Annotated in this window: 14 protein-coding genes; 9 read left to right on the top strand and 5 right to left on the bottom strand. The window is 35.4% G+C overall.

The features are described 5' to 3' along the window. The coding region (locus ACN0QX_RS13520) for a xanthine dehydrogenase molybdopterin binding subunit (protein ID WP_417197701.1) at positions 1 to 2,235 on the top strand (2,235 nt) is incomplete at its 5' end. On the opposite strand, the gene ACN0QX_RS13515 is transcribed toward ACN0QX_RS13520, so the two are convergent. Genes ACN0QX_RS13515 through xdhC form a run of 3 tightly spaced genes read right to left on the bottom strand, consistent with a single transcriptional unit; the run spans position 2,226 to position 4,536 of the window. After that, positions 2,226 to 2,720 carry a nucleoside-triphosphatase gene (locus ACN0QX_RS13515; protein WP_417197699.1) on the bottom strand — a complete coding sequence of 165 codons (495 nt, stop codon included), beginning with the start codon at positions 2,718 to 2,720 and terminating at the stop codon, positions 2,226 to 2,228. The genes ACN0QX_RS13520 and ACN0QX_RS13515 overlap by 10 nt on opposite strands. Then, positions 2,717 to 3,724, bottom strand: coding sequence for a hypothetical protein (locus ACN0QX_RS13510; protein ID WP_417197697.1), 1,008 nt, complete (start codon positions 3,722 to 3,724; stop codon positions 2,717 to 2,719). The genes ACN0QX_RS13515 and ACN0QX_RS13510 overlap by 4 nt, the downstream gene beginning before the upstream one ends. Positions 3,725 to 3,753: 29 nt before the next feature. Further along, positions 3,754 to 4,536 carry a xanthine dehydrogenase accessory protein XdhC gene (xdhC, locus tag ACN0QX_RS13505; RefSeq protein WP_417197695.1) on the bottom strand — a complete coding sequence of 261 codons (783 nt, stop codon included), beginning with the start codon at positions 4,534 to 4,536 and terminating at the stop codon, positions 3,754 to 3,756. A gap of 272 nt (positions 4,537 to 4,808) precedes the next feature. Here xdhC and ACN0QX_RS13500 point away from each other — a divergent pair, with 272 nt between their 5' ends. The 3 genes from ACN0QX_RS13500 to ACN0QX_RS13490 all read left to right on the top strand — a co-directional run bounded on the left by ACN0QX_RS13500 (position 4,809) and on the right by ACN0QX_RS13490 (position 8,586). Then, positions 4,809 to 5,999: a CynX/NimT family MFS transporter gene (locus ACN0QX_RS13500; RefSeq protein WP_417197693.1), complete on the top strand. Its 1,191-nt coding sequence runs from the start codon at positions 4,809 to 4,811 to the stop codon at positions 5,997 to 5,999. Positions 6,000 to 6,177: 178 nt separating this feature from the next. Further along, a complete protein-coding gene (locus ACN0QX_RS13495) occupies positions 6,178 to 7,185 on the top strand; it encodes an LLM class flavin-dependent oxidoreductase (RefSeq protein WP_417197691.1) in 1,008 nt (335 codons plus the stop codon). A 60-nt stretch (positions 7,186 to 7,245) separates the two neighbouring features. Continuing rightward, a complete protein-coding gene (locus ACN0QX_RS13490) occupies positions 7,246 to 8,586 on the top strand; it encodes a DEAD/DEAH box helicase (RefSeq protein WP_417197689.1) in 1,341 nt (446 codons plus the stop codon). A 360-nt stretch (positions 8,587 to 8,946) separates the two neighbouring features. Here the strand turns inward: ACN0QX_RS13490 and ACN0QX_RS13485 are convergent, their stop codons facing one another. Continuing rightward, positions 8,947 to 9,693: an arylesterase gene (locus ACN0QX_RS13485; RefSeq protein ID WP_417197687.1), complete on the bottom strand. Its 747-nt coding sequence runs from the start codon at positions 9,691 to 9,693 to the stop codon at positions 8,947 to 8,949. A gap of 27 nt (positions 9,694 to 9,720) precedes the next feature. On the opposite strand from ACN0QX_RS13485, the gene ACN0QX_RS13480 reads away from it, so the two are divergent. The 4 genes from ACN0QX_RS13480 to ACN0QX_RS13465 all read left to right on the top strand — a co-directional run bounded on the left by ACN0QX_RS13480 (position 9,721) and on the right by ACN0QX_RS13465 (position 15,156). Beyond that, a complete protein-coding gene (locus tag ACN0QX_RS13480; protein ID WP_248399646.1) occupies positions 9,721 to 10,407 on the top strand; it encodes an ABC transporter ATP-binding protein in 687 nt (228 codons plus the stop codon). A 50-nt stretch (positions 10,408 to 10,457) separates the two neighbouring features. Continuing rightward, a complete protein-coding gene (locus tag ACN0QX_RS13475) occupies positions 10,458 to 12,953 on the top strand; it encodes an ABC transporter permease (RefSeq protein ID WP_417197705.1) in 2,496 nt (831 codons plus the stop codon). Positions 12,954 to 13,341: 388 nt separating this feature from the next. Beyond that, complete coding sequence (locus ACN0QX_RS13470) at positions 13,342 to 13,848, top strand: redoxin domain-containing protein (protein WP_417197685.1); 507 nt, start codon at positions 13,342 to 13,344, stop codon at positions 13,846 to 13,848. A gap of 378 nt (positions 13,849 to 14,226) precedes the next feature. Beyond that, complete coding sequence (locus tag ACN0QX_RS13465) at positions 14,227 to 15,156, top strand: hypothetical protein (protein WP_417197683.1); 930 nt, start codon at positions 14,227 to 14,229, stop codon at positions 15,154 to 15,156. A gap of 4 nt (positions 15,157 to 15,160) precedes the next feature. Here ACN0QX_RS13465 and thiE read toward each other — a convergent pair whose 3' ends face one another. After that, entirely contained in the window at positions 15,161 to 15,829 is a 669-nt protein-coding gene (gene thiE / locus ACN0QX_RS13460) for a thiamine phosphate synthase (RefSeq protein ID WP_417197703.1), read from the bottom strand. 689 nt (positions 15,830 to 16,518) lie between these two features. Between thiE and ACN0QX_RS13455 the strand changes: the two genes are divergently transcribed. Continuing rightward, the coding region (locus ACN0QX_RS13455; RefSeq protein ID WP_417197681.1) for a metallophosphoesterase family protein at positions 16,519 to 17,784 on the top strand (1,266 nt) is incomplete at its 3' end.

Raw genomic sequence — 17,784 nt, 5'->3', positions numbered from 1 at the left:
TACACGCATGTTCGTGGCGAATCACTCTATGTGGACGATGTCAATATCAGACAAGGTACCTTCCATGCTGTTGTTTTTGATTCACCAAAAGCACATGGAAAAATTATAAGTATCGATTATTCTAAAGCAGAAGCCTTGGAAGGTGTTGAACGTATTTTTACCTATAAAGATATTCCTGGTATTAATGAAATTGGCGGAATCATTGCAGATGAACCACTTTTTGCAGAAGATGAAGTCCATTTTTGGGGCATGCCAATTGCACTTATTGTGGCAGAAACCGAATTTATTGCACGCCAAGCCAGACAATTAATTGCCATTGAAATTGAAGAATTACCAGTGATTACAACGGCTAAAGAAGCCAAAGCCAAAGGCAGTTTAATCAACGCACCACGTTCTTTTAGTTTAGGAGACACGGAAAAAGCATTTGCCAATTGTGAGTATGTGTTTGAAGGCGAAACCTTTTCAAACGGACAGGAGCATTTATATATTGAAACACAAGGTGCCTATGCTGAACCATTGGAGAATGGGAACATAAAAATCACATCGTCCACCCAAGGACCAACGGCTGTGCAAGCCACAACAGCGCGCGTTTTAGGTATTGCCATGCATAAAATTGAAATTGATGTTACCAGACTTGGTGGTGGTTTTGGTGGTAAAGAAGACCAAGCAACACCTTGGGCTGTTATGGCAGCTTTAGCCACGTATTATTTAAATCAATCGGTTAAATTGGTTTTGAATCGTCATGATGATTTACGCATGACAGGCAAACGCCATCCGTATGAAAGTACTTATAAAATAGGTTTATCTAAAGACTTGAAAATTTTAGCTTACCAAGCGGAGTTTCTTCAAAATTCTGGTGCTGCAGCCGATTTGTCGCCAGCCATAGCAGAACGAACTTTATTTCACGCCACAAATAGTTATTATGTACCTAATGTAAGTACAACCGTTTTAAGTTGCAAAACCAATTTGCCACCAAACACCGCGTTTCGAGGTTTTGGTGGACCACAAGGTATGTTCGTCATTGAATCTGCTATTGCAAAAGCGGCTCATGAAATTGGCGTGAGTTCAAGACAAATTCAAGAAGCGAATTTATTGGATGAAAATGATACGTTTTCTTATGGACAAATTGCCAAACAAGTAGAAGCGAAAAATTCATGGAATTCGGCAAAATTAGTATTTAATAGTGACGCATTGGAGCAGGAGGTGGCTGATTTTAATAAATTGAATTCTGACTTTAAAAAAGGCATCGCTTTTATGCCAATATCTTTTGGTATTTCTTTTACAAATACTCCAATGAATCATGCGCGTGCTTTGGTTCATATTTATTTGGATGGAAGTGTTGGTATCAGCACGGCCGCTGTAGAAATGGGACAAGGTGTTAATACGAAGATGATGCAAATTGCCGCTGATATATTTTCCATTCCTATTGAAAAAATCAAGATAGAAACGACCAATACAACCCGAGTTGCCAATACCTCGCCATCAGCTGCTAGCTCTACTGCAGATTTAAATGGAAAAGCTACACAAATGGCATGTCATGCTCTTTTGGAGCGTTTAAGGTTAGTAGCGTCTGAAGAATTGAATAGTAAAGTTGATGATATATCATTGCGATACGAATTTATTCATATAAATGACAAAAAATCCGAACTATCTTGGACAGAACTCATTAGTAAAGCCATGTTAAAACGTGTAGCTTTAACGGAAAATGCCCATTATGCCACACCAGAAATTCACTTTGATAAAACCAAGGAAAAAGGCCATCCGTTTGCCTACCATGTATATGGAACAGCTATTATTACCACTACAGTAGATTGCACACGTGGAACTTATGAATTTGATAGCGTGAAAATGGTTCACGATTACGGAAAAAGTATGAGTGAAGGGATTGATTTAGGTCAAGTTGAAGGTGCTTTAATTCAAGGTATTGGTTGGATGACGATGGAAGAAATTGCGTATAATGAAGATGGAAAATTACTTTCTAATGCCTTATCAACTTATAAAATTCCAGATTTATTTTCGGTGCCTAAAATTGTTGAAAGCATTCCTTTGGAAACTGAAGGTCATGAGCACGCTATTTTAAAATCGAAAGCCGTTGGTGAACCCCCTTTAATGTATGGTATTGGTGCTTATTTTGCACTTCAAAATGCAATTAAAGCCTTTAATCCGAATTATAATTTAAAGTTTCATGCACCTATGACACCAGAAAAAGTTTTGATGAGTCTTTATCAAAAATAATCTCTTTTCAAATCTTCAGTTTTGATAACCGAATATTCAGAAATAGCATAATGTTCCAAAACAGCATCTAATAAATAATCGCGAACCACTAGAATTACATGGTGTTTCTCATCCAATTGAAATTTTGAAATCAATTGTTCAGCCGATTCATGCAACCCATCATTTTTCAATTCTAATTTTCCAATTTCATCAATAATGATGTAGGTATTAGGGTTATTAGAAGCTATTGACAATAAATAATTATTAGCTTTATCAAAGGCAGATTTTAAAAACCGAAAGCTTCCAATTTGAATAATTTTCTCACTTTCAACATCAGTTCCAGCTTCAAGTGCAACTTCTTCTTCAGATGGTATCTTTAAAAAATACCGTTTGCCATCCGAATTATCGGGACATAGCAAACCAACTACATCTTGTCGGTTTTTACACCAATTGACGAGAGCTGTTGTTTTACCTGATCTAATGGCTCCTGTTAAGATGTATATCATTCGGTAGGAATTTTAAAATGGATGCAATTAGAAATACTATTCGCCATAAAATACTCAAATCGCGCATAACCTTTTAAATGCTTGGTTTCTTTCCATGTATAGGCCATAATTTGTCGGAAATATGGGAACAAATCCATCGCATTACTGATATCCTCTTGATATTTGGACTCCTTATGTTTAAGGTACTTTCGAATGAACTTCAAAAGAAAAGGCCCTAAAACTAGATACCAAATCATTAAAATAAAGAAACTACGTAGGATAATATAAATCGCTTTTTGCCAGCCAAATAAAGTACCGCCAAAAAAGGTGAAAGCTAAAACAATAATAGCAATGGTTATGAGCCAAACCCAAATGATTTTTGATGAATAATTGCGTTTTGGGGTGTTAGTATTTGCAGTTAGAGTTACTGGTTCTAAATAAAAATCGGTGTTTGCTTTGGTTGCAATAATTCCAATCATACGATTGATAAAAAGTCCAGCCAGTAAGCCACAAACACCATAGATAAACAAATATAATCCAATCAAAACCGATGTCGTAGATGTTTCGGTAGGAAGATTCATTTTGTTCTGAATCCATGATCCATAAATGTTTATGGCTTCCCAAAATTCGGTACCATAAATTATAGTCAAGGTTAATAGTTTTTGCAGTGCCGACTGCAAGAAGGTAACCATTCCTAAAACAATCAACGTAAAACTATGCCATGAGAAATTGGAAAATAAGAATGCTGCTAGAACCGCTTGAAAACTTACGGATATATAGGCTGTAAAAGGGGAGTAGGGACTAACCGCCATTTTGATAATTAATACAATAATTAAAGCTTTTAAAATGGATTGCCATTTATTTTCGGCATAGAAGGCAATCAAACTAATTAATAAAATAGCGATTCCACCAACAATCAATCCTGTAAATGGCGAATTGAATACATGTAAAAAACCACCTAAACCAGATTCGTTTAAAGCCCAAAGTGCAGTTAGTCTGTCTATAATGAGTTTGTTGTTTTTCATGTGTACCTCCTGCGAAAGCAGGAATCTCTTTAAGATTTTTGCTTTAACTTATAGTGCACTTGAAGCAGTTGAGCAACCACACTTATAGCAATTTCTTTTGGTGTATCGCCTCCAATATCTAATCCAATAGGACAAACGACATGGGTCATACCATCCGGAATATTCATGTCTTTAATAAGCATATTGTTAAAGCGGACTTTTTTGGTTTTACTGCCAATCAATCCCAAAAACTTGGTGTCTTTTAATAAAGCCATACTTATAATGTCAAAATCAATGGCGTGATTATGAGTGAGCACTAAAACATAACAATTTTCTCCCCACATTACCGCATCAGCAAACGTTTTGAAATCCGTTTCAGATACCTGGCATGTTGAAATGCGTGAATCTAATTCCAAATTAGAAAACCAATCGGTTCGTGAATCGATTAGCGTAACGTTAAACGGTGTGCCAATTAGTAATTTGGCAATCTCAACACCAATATGGCCTGCGCCAAACAAAAATAAGTTGGGTGATTGGTTCATAGGTTCTATCATAAATTCAACTTTTCCGCCACAGCATTGTTCAAACTCGGGTCCTAAAGTATAACTGGATATTATAATTCTATTTTCATTGAGTGCGGTCATGGCTTCTTTGGTAGCCAAAAACTCCAATTTGCCACCACCAATTGTTCCATACAGTTCTTGGTTGTTAGTTATAATCATTCTGGAACCTACCACACAAGGCGTTGACCCGTAACACTTGGTTACAGTAACAAAAGCAACAGGTTGTTGCTTTTTTTTAAATTCTGATAATAGTTCAATCCAATTAGTCATAGCTCATTAAATGAGACTTTAAAAGTAAGACTTTTTTAGTGTAAATTCTACAGTAGCAAGACCGGCTTGTTGTAACCCTGTTTTTTTTATGATTACTATTCAAGATTATGATGTTTTTTATAAGCAACCTATCACAAAACATTAAGCTAACTAATTTGCCACGTTTCAGAACAAAGGACTACTTTTGCCCTTTGTTATCCGTAGGTCATTTCATGGCGACTGATAACAATATTTTCGAGATTTTGAAAGCAAGTGACTGCATTTTATAAACTATGGGAAAACTAGACGAAAACGGATTGAATAAGGCCTCACGAATATGGTTACTCGTGGGAATTTTATTCATTGCCGTAAATTTAAGGCCTGCACTTTCAAGCATTGGACCATTAATCGATATGATTAGACAAGATGTTGGACTTTCTGAAACCTTACTAGGCTTACTCACTACGTTACCACTAATTGCTTTTGGTGTTGTTTCTACTATTACGCCCTTATTTACAAAGCGTTATGGAATTGGTAATACACTACTCGGCTCATTAATTTTATTGGCTGTTGGAATTATAATTCGCTCCAATGGCGGTGTTTTCGAATTGTATTTGGGAACTATCTTTTTAGGAATTGCCATTGCTTTTGGAAATGTGTTAATTCCTGCCATGATAAAAAGAAATTTTCCGCATAAAGCCGGATTAGTTACTAGCTTATACTCTGGAATCATGTCACTAGGTGCTGCTTTTGCAGCCGGTTTAAGTGTGCCTTTAGCTATGGAAATGAATTTAGGCTGGCGAGGCTCCTTGGGCGTTTGGGCCGGTTTAGCAATTATAGCAGTAATCATTTGGGTGCCTAACTTGAAACGGATTAATCGAACAGTTCCCAACCGAAGTTTTAAAGAGGCCATGAAGAAATTAAGTGGTTCCAAGTTGGTTTGGAAATTGGCTTTGTATATGGGGCTGCAGTCCTTTGCTTTTTATGTTATTTTAGCCTGGTTACCCGCCATACTTATGGATCGTGGTTATGATGCTTCTTATGCCGGTTGGATGCTTTCTTTATCTCAAGCTACAGGAATTATTGGTGCTATTTTTATTCCTATTTGGGCCGGTTCACGAAAAGATCAACGCTTGGTTATTGTATCTTTAATTATTGTTGAAGTCATTGCAATAATTGGGCTTCTGTTTCCAGAAGTTGGTTTAACAGAAATCTGGGTTGGTCTTATTGGTATGGTTTTAGGTGGCACTTTTGGTTTGTCCTTGCTATTAATTGTGTTACGCTCAGATGATGCTGAAACAGCTGCTGAATTGTCTGGAATTGTGCAATCAATTGGCTATTTTATCGCAGCAACAGGTCCGTTTATTGTGGGTGTTATTTATGATATAACAGATATGTGGAGTTATGCGTTACTATTACTGGTGTTAATTTCAATCATTAAATTGGTAATGGGTATTGACGTTGGAAAGGACAGAAAGGTGTAACTGGAACTAACAGATTAGATTTTTTAGGAGATAAAATTTGCCTCTACGTCATAAATAGTTCATAAATCAGTCAAAAGCAACAAATAATATCATAAAAACGTGCCATAAAGGCATTAATTATTGGTGGTATGTTATTTGATGTTTTCTAGTTGAAATCCGCATAACGAATTTATTTCCTATGAAAACAAAACAAACAGCATATTCAATTTTAGACCTCGCTTTAGTATCTAAAAATCATACACTCAAACAAACCTATAATAACGCGTTAGAACTAGCTCAAAACGCAGAAATCTTTGGCTATACACGCTATTGGTTAGCAGAACACCACAATGCGCCTAATATTGGAAGTAGTGCAACAGCTGTATTAATTGGTTACGTGGCTCAAGGAACCAAAACCCTTCGTATAGGTTCTGGAGGCATTATGCTACCCAATCATTCCCCATTAATTATCGCCGAACAATTTGGAACTTTAGGGTCTCTGTATCCAAACCGTATTGATTTAGGTTTAGGAAGAGCGCCAGGAACCGATAGGGAAACAGCACAAGCCATCCGTTCCGATTTTATGCAAGCAGCGCATGCATTTCCAGTTGAATTAGAGAAATTAGAACAATACTTTTCTTCTGAAAATTCTAAATCTAAAGTTCGTGCTACAGTCGCCGAAGGTGTAGATGTACCACTTTATATTTTAGGTTCTAGTACAGATAGCGCTCATTTAGCAGCCAAAAAAGGTTTACCTTATGCATTTGCTAGTCATTTTGCAACAACCCATTTGTGGGATGCCATTGAAATTTACAGAAAGGAGTTTCAACCATCCAAAACATTAAAAAAACCATATGTTATGGCAGGTGTTAATATTATTGTAGCCGATACAGATGAAGAAGCACAGCGCCTTTCAACTTCATTAATCCGTATGATTTTGGGTATATTTACAGGGAAACGTGATTTTGTGCCGCCACCAACAGACATGACTGCTGAATATGAAGAGATATTACAGCATCCGCAAATCCATCAAATGTTGAAATATTCTTTTATTGGGAGTAAAGCGACTGTCAAAGCGCAAGTGAAAGAATTTATGGAAAAAACCCAAGCAGACGAACTGATAGCTGTGACCAATATTTATGATGGGAAAGACAGAATCCGCTCATATGAGTTGTTTGCGGAAATTATGAAGGAATTAAACGAATAAGAATGTCAATAGAAGCTAATCCTTATAAAAGTGTGATTATCTTTGCCCAAAAATAGAGTCATGTTAAAACAGTTTTCAGATTTAGGATTAAATATTCAATTGCAAAAGAGTTTACTTGCTTTAAAAATTTCCGAACCTACGGATATACAAAAAAAGGCGATTCCTATAATTCTCAATCAGAAGGATGATGTGGTTGTTTTGGCAAAAACTGGAACTGGTAAAACAGCGGCTTTTGGCTTGCCATTACTACAGTTAATAGATACGAAAAACGACACGGTTCAAGCATTAATATTAGCGCCAACACGCGAATTAGGGCAACAAATTTTTGCGAATTTAGAATCCTTTGCGGCAAACAGTCCAGATATTTCTATGGCTTCCGTTTGTGGTGGTATTCCTATAAAACCACAAATAGAACGTTTACAAACAACAACGCATATTGTGGTGGCAACACCCGGTCGTTTGGTTGATTTAATCAAACGTGGTGCTATTTCCATTAAAAACGTTTCCTATTTGGTGTTAGACGAAGCGGATGAAATGGTGAGTGCATTAAAAGACGAAGTAGACACTATTATAAAAGACATTCCAAAAACAAGAAGAACCTTATTGTTTACAGCAACTATGCCAGGAACCATCAAGCAATTGGTTCAAAATTATATGTCCAAAAAAGTGGTGCATATAGAAGCTGATATGGCAACGGTTGGTCATCAAGGAATTGATCATCAATATGTGGTGGTGGAACCCATTGAAAAATTGGAAGTTTTATTACATTTTTTGAATTCAAAAGAAGGTGAACGCGGAATTATATTTTGCAAAACCAAAGCTGCTGTAAATAAACTGGCCAAAAAACTAGCCATTAATAAATTTTCATCAGGCGCTATTCATGGGAGTTTAACCCAGGGAATTCGCGACCGGATTATGGGTCAATTTAGAGAAGGCCATATTGATATTTTAGTGGCAACCGATTTGGCTGCTCGTGGTATTGACGTGAAAGAAGTAGCCTATGTGGTAAATTATCATTTACCAGACACCTATGATGCTTATGTGCATAGAAGTGGACGAACGGCTAGGGCAGGAGCCACAGGACTTTCATTAAGTGTCATACAAAAAGATGAATTAGAAGACATTCCGGAGTTCGAAAATGAATTAGGCATTACTTTTCATGAATTTAAAAAAGCAGACGCCCAAAGTATTGAAGAAAATAACGGATTAATTTGGGCAAAGAAAATTTTTAAAACCAAACCGAATCGGGATGTGTCGGAAGATTTTAAAGCGAAGATTAAAACCATCTTTCATCATCTAACCAAAGAAGAATTGGTCGATAAAATATTGGCAAATTATTTATCGGAATCGGGTGCAGAAAATATGAAAGTAGAAACACCAAAAAAGTCGAAAAACAAATAGTTATTTGCTTGTATAGCTATGTCAAAATATATTTTACAATACACTATTTAACTTATTTTTTCAACTCAAATATCCCATTTTTTGATATTTTAAAACATAGATAATATAACAATGTTTATATAAATGCAAAATCGGCCTACCGAAAATTTATCGTAAAATTTGAAATAAAAACACCGTGAAATTTTAGGCTGTTTGAGCAAGAAAAAGTTTTGAACCGAGGAATGTTTTTAATGCGAGTTCCTAAAATTTAGGTGTCGAATGATAAATTTAGATATAGATTCGTAAGCCTAATCTTTTATTCTTTTTTTGTCAATGAAAAAAAGAATAAAAGATTAGGGAAGCTTAATGATAAGTATTTATCTAATTGACAATTAGAGGCTCCAACGTTTCCCAAACGGTATTCGCAACAATCTTATGGCCCTCTACATTTGGGTGAATCCCATCATTCTGATTTAGAGAAGCAATACCACCAACATCTTTCAAAATAAAAGGAATAAAGGCAATGTTATTTTGTTCAGCAACATCAATAAAAAGCTGTTTAAATTCCGTGGTATAATCTTGTCCCATATTGGGCGGTAACTGCATGCCAGCCAAAATAATAGTAGTTTCTGGACTTTGTGCTTTAACCACATCTATAATGGCTTGTAAATTAGATTTCGTTTCGGTCAGAGCCACCCCTCGTAACCCATCATTTGCACCTAATTCTAATAGAAAAATAGAGGGCTTTTGTTTAATTACCCAATCAATTCGGCCTCTTCCACCTGCGGTTGTTTCACCACTTACACCAGAATTAATGACGGTATAATCTAAATTTAAAGAGTCAATACGTTGTTGTAAAACAGCTGTGTATGCATCATTTACATCATCTAAACCGTAACCTGCCGTAATACTATCACCAAAACACAAAATGGTTTTAGTGGTGCTTTTAGGTTCGGGAGTGGTTTCGGATTGTTCAACCGTTTGTTGCATTTTAGGCGTGTTTCCAGTTTTAGCGTCACCACAGGAAACCACCAAAAGCGCCAAAATAAAATAACAAAACTTTATGAGTTTATAAGGGCTTGAGGTTGGCAGAACTGAATTCAATTGAGTATTTTGGGCATTGGACATGAGTCGCTATTTTAATTAAAAATTTATATGTCAAAGATATTAAAGATTACTGGTTTAGAAAAGACATATACCAGTGGTAACAAACAATTAACGGTCTTACATGATATCTCTTTTGAAGTTGAAAAAGGACAAACCTTTTCAATCGTTGGACCTTCAGGAAGTGGAAAAACCACTTTGCTTGGCATTTGTGCTGGTTTAGACCAACCAAATGCTGGAACTGTGGAATTATGTGGGCAGGATTTAAGTAGCCTAAATGAAGATGAACGCGCCCAATTACGAAATAAGGAGGTTGGATTTATTTTTCAGAATTTCCAATTACTACCAACACTTACAGCTCTTGAAAACGTGAGCGTACCTTTGGAGTTGCAAGGATCAAAAGAAGCAACTACAAAAAGTATGACTTTATTGGAAAAAGTAGGTTTAGGAGATCGTGTTCATCATTACCCGTCACAATTGTCTGGAGGCGAACAGCAACGTGTCGCTTTGGCGCGCGCTTTTGCAAATTCACCTTCTATTTTGTTTGCTGATGAACCTACGGGAAATTTAGATGACGAAACAGGAGAAAAAGTCATTCAGTTGTTGCTGGATTTAAACAAAGAAAACGGAACGACTTTGGTCATAATTTCGCATGACTTGGAATTAGCCAATCGAACCCAACAAATTCTACGCCTTAAAGGTGGAAAAATAGTAACCAATCAATTGACTACGGCATAGTGAATAACTCCAAATTAAACTCAAAATTACAAGTAGCATGGCTTTTTAAAATGGCTTGGCGCGACGCTAAAGCTAGCAAAGTACGCTTGCTATTATTTATGGCATCCATTATTTTGGGTATTGCTGCCGTTGTGTCCATTCAATTGTTTAGCACCAACTTAAAGGACAATATCCAAAGCCAGTCTAAAACCTTAATGGGAGCCGATTTTATTATCGATTCCAGACAAGTACCTACAGAGCGCGCAAAAACCATTATCGATTCCTTAAAACCAGATGCATCAGAGGTTAATTTTGTCTCTATGATTGCTTTTCCCAAAAATGGCGGTTCCAAATTAGTAAAGGTTCGGGGCATGCAAGGCGATTTCCCTTTTTATGGTAAAATAAAATCAGAACCAGCTACGGCTGCCAGTGTGTATCAAGAATCAGGTGGTGCTTTGGTAGATGCCACCCTGTTATTACAATTCAATATAAAGCCAGGTGATTCTATTAAGATTGGTGAGTTAACACTGCCCATTGCTGGCGCATTAAAATCCATTCCAGGAGGTTCAGCTATTGCCAGTTCGGTTGCACCACCAGTGGTGATTCCGTATCGTTTTGTTGAAGCTACGCAATTACTACAGTTTGGAAGTCGGAAGGAATATCAATATTATTATAAAGCATCAGATACGCTCAATTTAAAACGACTTGAAAATAAATTAGAACCTATTTTAGATTTAGAAAATGCGGACATCAAATCGCATACAAGTAGCACAGAGCGTTTGGGTAGGCGCTATGATAATGTAGGGAAATTTTTGAATTTGGCCGCTTTTATAGCTTTGCTTTTAGGTTGTATAGGAATTGCCAGTTCGGTCCATATTTATATCAAAGAGAAATTAAAAGCCATAGCCATTTTAAAATGTATGGGGGCTTCTAGGCTTCAAAGTTTTCTTATTTTCCTTATTCAAATTGCTGGCATTGGAATTATCGGTGGATTAATTGGCTCTATAATTGGTGCGGCGTTGCAAACCGTTTTCCCCTATCTTTTAAAAGACTTTTTACCCTTCACCTTGGAAATATCCATTTCGGTACAGCCTATTTTAATTGGTGTGTTTCTGGGTTTATTTATGTCGGTATTATTTGCATTATTACCATTATTGCGTACGTGGTATGTGTCGCCTTTGGATGTACTGCGTGTGGATGAAAATGCATCACAAGAACCACGAAAAATTCGATTTTTAGTATTTGGAGCTATTCTAGTGTTCCTGTTTTTATTTTCACTTTGGTTGATTAAAGATGCACTTTATGCAGCCGGTTTTGTGGTTGCAACCGTTTTTACTTTTACCATGTTAGCCTTGGTAGCATTAGGTTTTATTAAAACCATAAAACAGTTTTTTCCAAAACACTGGAGTTTTACAGCACGCCAGAGCTTACTTAATTTATTCAGACCCAATAATCAAACCGTGGTATTGGTGGTGGCTATTGGTTTGGGTACGTTTTTAATTAGCACCTTATATTTCACGAAGGATATTCTGTTGGCAAAAACAGAAGTCGGACAAGCCTCTGAAAATGCCAATATCATCATTTTAGATGTGCAGCGCGATCAGCGTGAAGCCGTTTCACAAAACATTACGGACAAAAATTTGACAGTACTAAATAGTTTAGCCTTGGTTACCATGCGTATGCATAGTATAAAAGGCAGATTGGTAAATGACATTCGTCAAGACAGTACGCGGCAAATGCGAGGTTGGATTTTAAACCATGAATTTAGAACCACCTATCGGGATTCCCTAATAGCATCAGAAGAATTGTTGGAAGGCGAGTGGACACCACAATTAAAACCGGGTGAACCTATAGTCATGTCCATTTCTGATAATCTGGCATCCGATGCCAAACTGTCTGTTGGTGATGCCGTTGTATTCAACGTTCAAGGTGTTTTAATGGAAACAACCGTAGGCAGTATCCGAAAAGTCGATTGGTCTCAAATGCAACTCAATTTTTCCATCGTATTTCCGGCAGGTGTTTTAGAACAAGCGCCACAATTTAATGTATTCACAACCAATGTGCCAGACGAAACGAGTTCCGCAGCACTACAACAGGATTTAGTGGCTAAATTCCCGAATGTATCCATAATTGATTTACGCCAGATTTATACCGTTATAGAAGATATTTTAGATAAAGTTTCATGGATTATTAACTTCATGGCATTTTTCAGTATTCTTACGGGAATCATTGTATTGATTGGCTCCGTTAGAACCAGTAAATACCAACGTATTAAGGAAAGTGTCTTACTCCGAACCTTGGGCGCTAAAAATAAACAGATTCTGCAAATCACGGCTTTCGAATATGTGTTTCTAGGACTTTTAGGAAGTTTGGTAGGAATTATTTTGGCACTAGTCAGCAGTTTGTGTTTAGCCATTTTTGTTTTTAAAGAACCCTTTGTGCCATCAATAATTCCGTTTTTGGTGTTTTTGCCAGGTATAACCTTATTGGTTTTAGGCATTGGCTTAAGCAATATTCAAACAGTTTTACGAAGTTCGCCTTTAGAAGTCTTACGACGGGAAGGGTAGACTTCATAATTTGCTATTAATTTTGTAACTTATCATTATAATTCAATTTAAAAAACATGCTAAATATATTGTCATTACGTTTTCAAATTCCCACACAATCTCAAAACCCAGGAGACAGTGGTACTATTGATTTATCACAACCCTTTGATTTAATTGTGTATATCATCTTACCTATCTTTTTCATAATCATTTACTTTTTATGGAAACGGATGAAAAAACAGGATAAGAATAAACAATAAAGAATAGCATATTAGGCCATCTCAATCAAGGGTATTCTCAACTTTAGCAATAATCTTTGACACCAATCCCGGTAAAGATTTATGTAATTCAGTTAAAACAAATCAACAGCAATCCATATATTATTGTGAATAATTAAAAAGATAAAACAATGATAAAACCAAGAGAAAAAACACCGGATTTGCATATTAGTTTAGTCAACAATACCACATGGAAATTAAGCGAGCAAGCGCCAGAAAATTTCACCATGATACTATTTTATAGAGGGAAACACTGCCCAGTGTGCAAATCCCAATTGGAAGAACTTCAAAAAAAAGGAAGTAAATTTACCGACCGAGGTGTAAACTTCATAGCCATTAGTTCAGACACACAAGAAGTTGCCAAAGAAACCTATAACGATTGGGATATAGCCGACATACCATTGGGTTACGGACTTCCTATAGAGGAAGCAAGAAAATGGGGATTATTTATATCAAAAGGTATTAAAAAAGAACCTGAACACTTTACAGAACCGGGTATTTTTATAATAACACCGGATCAAACTTTATATTGGGTGTCCATCCAATCCATGCCGTTTGGCAGACCAAGTTTTAACGACATATTAGGCGGAATAGACTATATTTTAAAAGAAGGCTACCCAGCCAGAGGAGAAGCTTAATACACAGTTTATGGTTGTCCCATAAATAGAAGACAAAACGAATACTAAATATAAAACCCATAAAAGCAGCATAACTGTTTTTATGGGTTTAAAAATAAGAAAGGTTTGGTTTATAGTAATAGGTGTATCCTTACAACCCGTTTTATGATCTTTAGGAAAATCGGTCAAATAGAGAGGCAGAACGGAATTCCAAAGTTCAGCGCAGATTATATCAAGAAAACACCAACCACATCTGGTTAATTAACCAGCACATCAGGAGTCCCCATTTAAATATTCAGAAAAATGAAATATTGATATACCACCAAAACAAATAGCAAAAAGTCACTAAAATTCCATTATCTTTAGCATAAACTAAACAAGCCCAAAACCCATTAAAACATGAAGTATCTCCAATTCCTATCTTGCTTATTTATCTTATTTGCATGCAGTTGCAATGAGGTTAACCCAAAAGGAGAAAAAGAGATCCGTGCCTTTGTTAAGCAGTGGAACGAAGCCCATACACAATTAAAGTCGCCTTATCTTGATAAGTACTATATGGCAGTCGTAACCTATTACGGCAAAGAGCGTACCCGAACCCAAGTACAAGAAAGTAAAAACAGCTTATTTCAACAATTTCCAGATTATACACAACGAGTTTTAAATGATGAAATGGTCATTACAAAAGAGGCGGCCAACTATTTAGTAACCTTTACCAAACAAGTTTCCTACAGTGGGATTGAAGCACAATCCACCTCATTTTTATCAGTGATGTTTAAAAATGGTGAGTTCAAAATATTACGTGAAAATATTGCTGAAAATACCCAGGATTTAGATACGCGTATTTTCCCAAGTTCCTTTGATAATAAAGTAATCCAATCTAAAACAAGAAAGCTGTATGGCGATTTTAACGGCGATGGACTTTCAGATTATGCAACGGTTATTTCGCCGGAAATAATTACCTCAAGTAATCCAGTAGAATGCGAAGGCGGCTGCAATAGTGTCATTATGTTTAGCCATAAGGATTTAAACCCTATTACCATCCAAGGTGCTTACAAATCGCAATTAGAAAACTTAAAGGATTTGAATAATGATGAAGCAGACGAAATTGGTTTCTGGGATATTAAACCAACCTCCAAAACCCTATATGTTTATGATGCTAACAATAGCAGGTTACTTACCGAACCAGTTGTAATTAATACTACCGTACACAAAAACCTGAAATTGATTGATGTTTTTAAGAAAACGGGACCCAATAAAATTACGGTAACTAAAAGTGTCCAAGAAAATGGGAAATGGATTTTAAAAACGGAAGTTATTATATTGGATTAAGTAATTAAGTTGGTTTTGAATCTGTGTTGGAGCCAAAGGTATGGCGTTGTTCTGCTGTTGATGATGCCGCAAGTAACTCATGAAACAGTTTTATACAATTAAAATCGGCGGTAATAGCACCAGAAACGGCAATTCCAGAAATTCCGGTTTCTAATATTTCCTTAACATCGTTTGTTGTTATACCACCAACACCAATAATGGGCGTTTCGGTGTTCAAGCTTTTTAGTATGTCGGCGTAACCAGCTAATCCTAAAACAGACGGTAAATCTGTTTTGGTGTTTGTAAATCTAAAAGGCCCTAAACTAATATAATCAACTTCTTTGTTAATCAACGTTTCACAATCTTCCAAGGTATGTGCCGTTCCGCCAATCAGTTGCCAAGTATATAATTGTTTTCTAACAACAGTAGGGCAGTGGTCAGTTTTTCCTAAATGCACACCATCGGCTTTCACGTCTTTGGCTATTTTATAATGATCGTTGATGATCAAGCGCGTTTGAAAACGAGACGTAATCTCCCGAGCTTCTTGAGCTATTTTTAAATATTTCTTTTCAGATAAATTCTTTAACCGCAATTGCACCAATTCAGCACCAGACGTACAGGCTTTTTGGATATTTTCTAAATGTTCTGCTGGTGAATTCCTTTGAGATATATAATGGAGTTTGGGTATAATCATGAAAGTAGTATTAGTGGTTACAAACTTACTCATATTATTAGGTTTAGTTTCGTTTCACTCTCGAAATAGTATGAATGACTTTGTGAATTAAATAAAATAAGACCATTGTAATAATTATTCAATGAGTTTACTTTCAAACACATCAATTAGAACTAATAAATTAGCCACTATAGTCGGCGAAGAAACAGGAGGCACCTACAGCACACATCCTGGTTGAGCTGTCCCATCACTAAAAAACACAAAACTAGCTTTACAAATAGGTACCGAACGGGAATCTGTTCATGTTCCTGAATTGGCATTAGACAAAGGTATAGCTCCAGATAAAATGATTGAAAGAAAATTAGTAGATGTTATAGATGGTAGGGATTTGATGTTGGAGTTTGTTTTTGATATTGAGTGAATATGTGCTTTATTTTTTCTTGACAAATGTTACTCTACGGTGCTAATGAAATAGAGGTTACGAGATTCACGAGTACCTATTAAAAAAATAATATTGAAATGAATAAAAGACGCTAGAAGAGTAGTGGCAACGAAATATATGAGGTTCACGATTTCTGGTTTAATAAATTAAACATCTATGAATAATGTGTGAGGAATTACTATTTAGTTAATATAATGTTTATATGTATTAATTTTACCACTTATTAAGAAATCAAACTTTCTTATTTTAGTGATTAAATTTTACATGGATGAAGATATTACACATTACGGATTTACATTATACTAACCAAATTGGGGGAAGAACTAAACAGAAAAAATTATTAGATAACTTCTTTAATGACTTAGAGAAAAATGTTGATGAAATTGACTTTGTAATATTTTCAGGTGATTTAGTCCAAAGAGGAGACAAAACTGAAGATTTTGAGCTTGCAAAAGTTAATTTCCTTGAAAGGATAGTTGAAGTAACTAAAATTAAGAAAGAAAATATTTTTATATGTCCTGGTAATCATGATATAGATAGAAGCGTAGTTTCGAAATCATTAATTAAGTATTTAGATGAGGAAATTGATGATAATGATAAACTGAATGACATTTTTAAGCAAAATAATACTGATTTAATTAATAGCCATAAACCTTTAGAAAATTACAGAAATTTTGTGAATGAATATTTTAAGGAAAGCACTAACTCTTTAGATTATGTGGAAGAAATGTATTCAACTCATATTAGAAATACTAGTTTTGGAAAAATAGGGTTTGTTTGTTTAAATACAGCTTGGAGATCGGTAGGAATAAATGATGATAGTAATTTATTATACCCTATTAGTAAGGTTGATGAAGCTTTAGACAGAATATTATCTTGTGATTTAAAAATTGTTTTGCATCATCATCCTTTAAAAGATTTACGTCCATGGAATTTATGGAAAATTGAGGATTTACTTCATAAAAGATTTGATTTTATGTTAAGTGGTCACATACACAAAAACAATTTGAGTCTTGATCTCACACCAAATGATGGAGTTATTAAATTAGGATCTTCTGCTAATCTATCTTTTGAAGTTGAATCTCAAATAGGATACTCTTTAATTAATCTGGACTATGTCGAAAATATATTTTGTGTTGATTTTCGAATGTATGATATAAAAAATGAAGTTTTTTATCCATTAGAAAATAAGAAATATAATATTCCAACAAATGAAGTTCTTGCAAAACAAAATGAATTAAGAAAAAATATTAGAAGACGTTTTTTAGATGAACTCGATGATTCAAAATCTCTCTTTGTAGAAAGTAATAATAAGGAAAGTCGTAAAGATTTACTAGAATTAAGTGCACGCCCTGTTCTTAAGGAAAAATCTGTTTCCGAAGTTTTAAATGATGATAGTAGTCATCCTGATTTTCTGTGGGATAATTTTTTCAAATTTGAAAAAGACTACATCACTTATGGCAAAGATAAATGTGGAAAAACTATTATGTTAAAGAAAATAGAATTAGAACTTTTAAGGGATTTTTCTATTTAT

Origin of the sequence: Bizionia sp., from assembly GCF_048259285.1 — a bacterium.
GTDB lineage: Bacteria > Bacteroidota > Bacteroidia > Flavobacteriales > Flavobacteriaceae > Algorimicrobium > Algorimicrobium hallyeonense.
This window is presented reverse-complemented; position numbering and strand designations above follow the sequence as displayed.

Bases quoted from the DNA above. Each gene is read 5' to 3' on its own strand.
- ACN0QX_RS13515 (WP_417197699.1), bottom strand. From the start codon at position 2,720: ATGATATACATCTTAACAGGAGCCATTAGATCAGGTAAAACAACAGCT.
- ACN0QX_RS13510 (WP_417197697.1), bottom strand. From the start codon at position 3,724: ATGAAAAACAACAAACTCATTATAGACAGACTAACTGCACTTTGGGCT.
- xdhC (WP_417197695.1), bottom strand. From the start codon at position 4,536: ATGACTAATTGGATTGAACTATTATCAGAATTTAAAAAAAAGCAACAA.
- ACN0QX_RS13500 (WP_417197693.1), top strand. From the start codon at position 4,809: ATGGGAAAACTAGACGAAAACGGATTGAATAAGGCCTCACGAATATGG.
- ACN0QX_RS13495 (WP_417197691.1), top strand. From the start codon at position 6,178: ATGAAAACAAAACAAACAGCATATTCAATTTTAGACCTCGCTTTAGTA.
- ACN0QX_RS13490 (WP_417197689.1), top strand. From the start codon at position 7,246: ATGTTAAAACAGTTTTCAGATTTAGGATTAAATATTCAATTGCAAAAG.
- ACN0QX_RS13485 (WP_417197687.1), bottom strand. From the start codon at position 9,693: ATGTCCAATGCCCAAAATACTCAATTGAATTCAGTTCTGCCAACCTCA.
- ACN0QX_RS13480 (WP_248399646.1), top strand. From the start codon at position 9,721: ATGTCAAAGATATTAAAGATTACTGGTTTAGAAAAGACATATACCAGT.
- ACN0QX_RS13475 (WP_417197705.1), top strand. From the start codon at position 10,458: ATGGCTTGGCGCGACGCTAAAGCTAGCAAAGTACGCTTGCTATTATTT.
- ACN0QX_RS13470 (WP_417197685.1), top strand. From the start codon at position 13,342: ATGATAAAACCAAGAGAAAAAACACCGGATTTGCATATTAGTTTAGTC.
- ACN0QX_RS13465 (WP_417197683.1), top strand. From the start codon at position 14,227: ATGAAGTATCTCCAATTCCTATCTTGCTTATTTATCTTATTTGCATGC.
- thiE (WP_417197703.1), bottom strand. From the start codon at position 15,829: ATGATTATACCCAAACTCCATTATATATCTCAAAGGAATTCACCAGCA.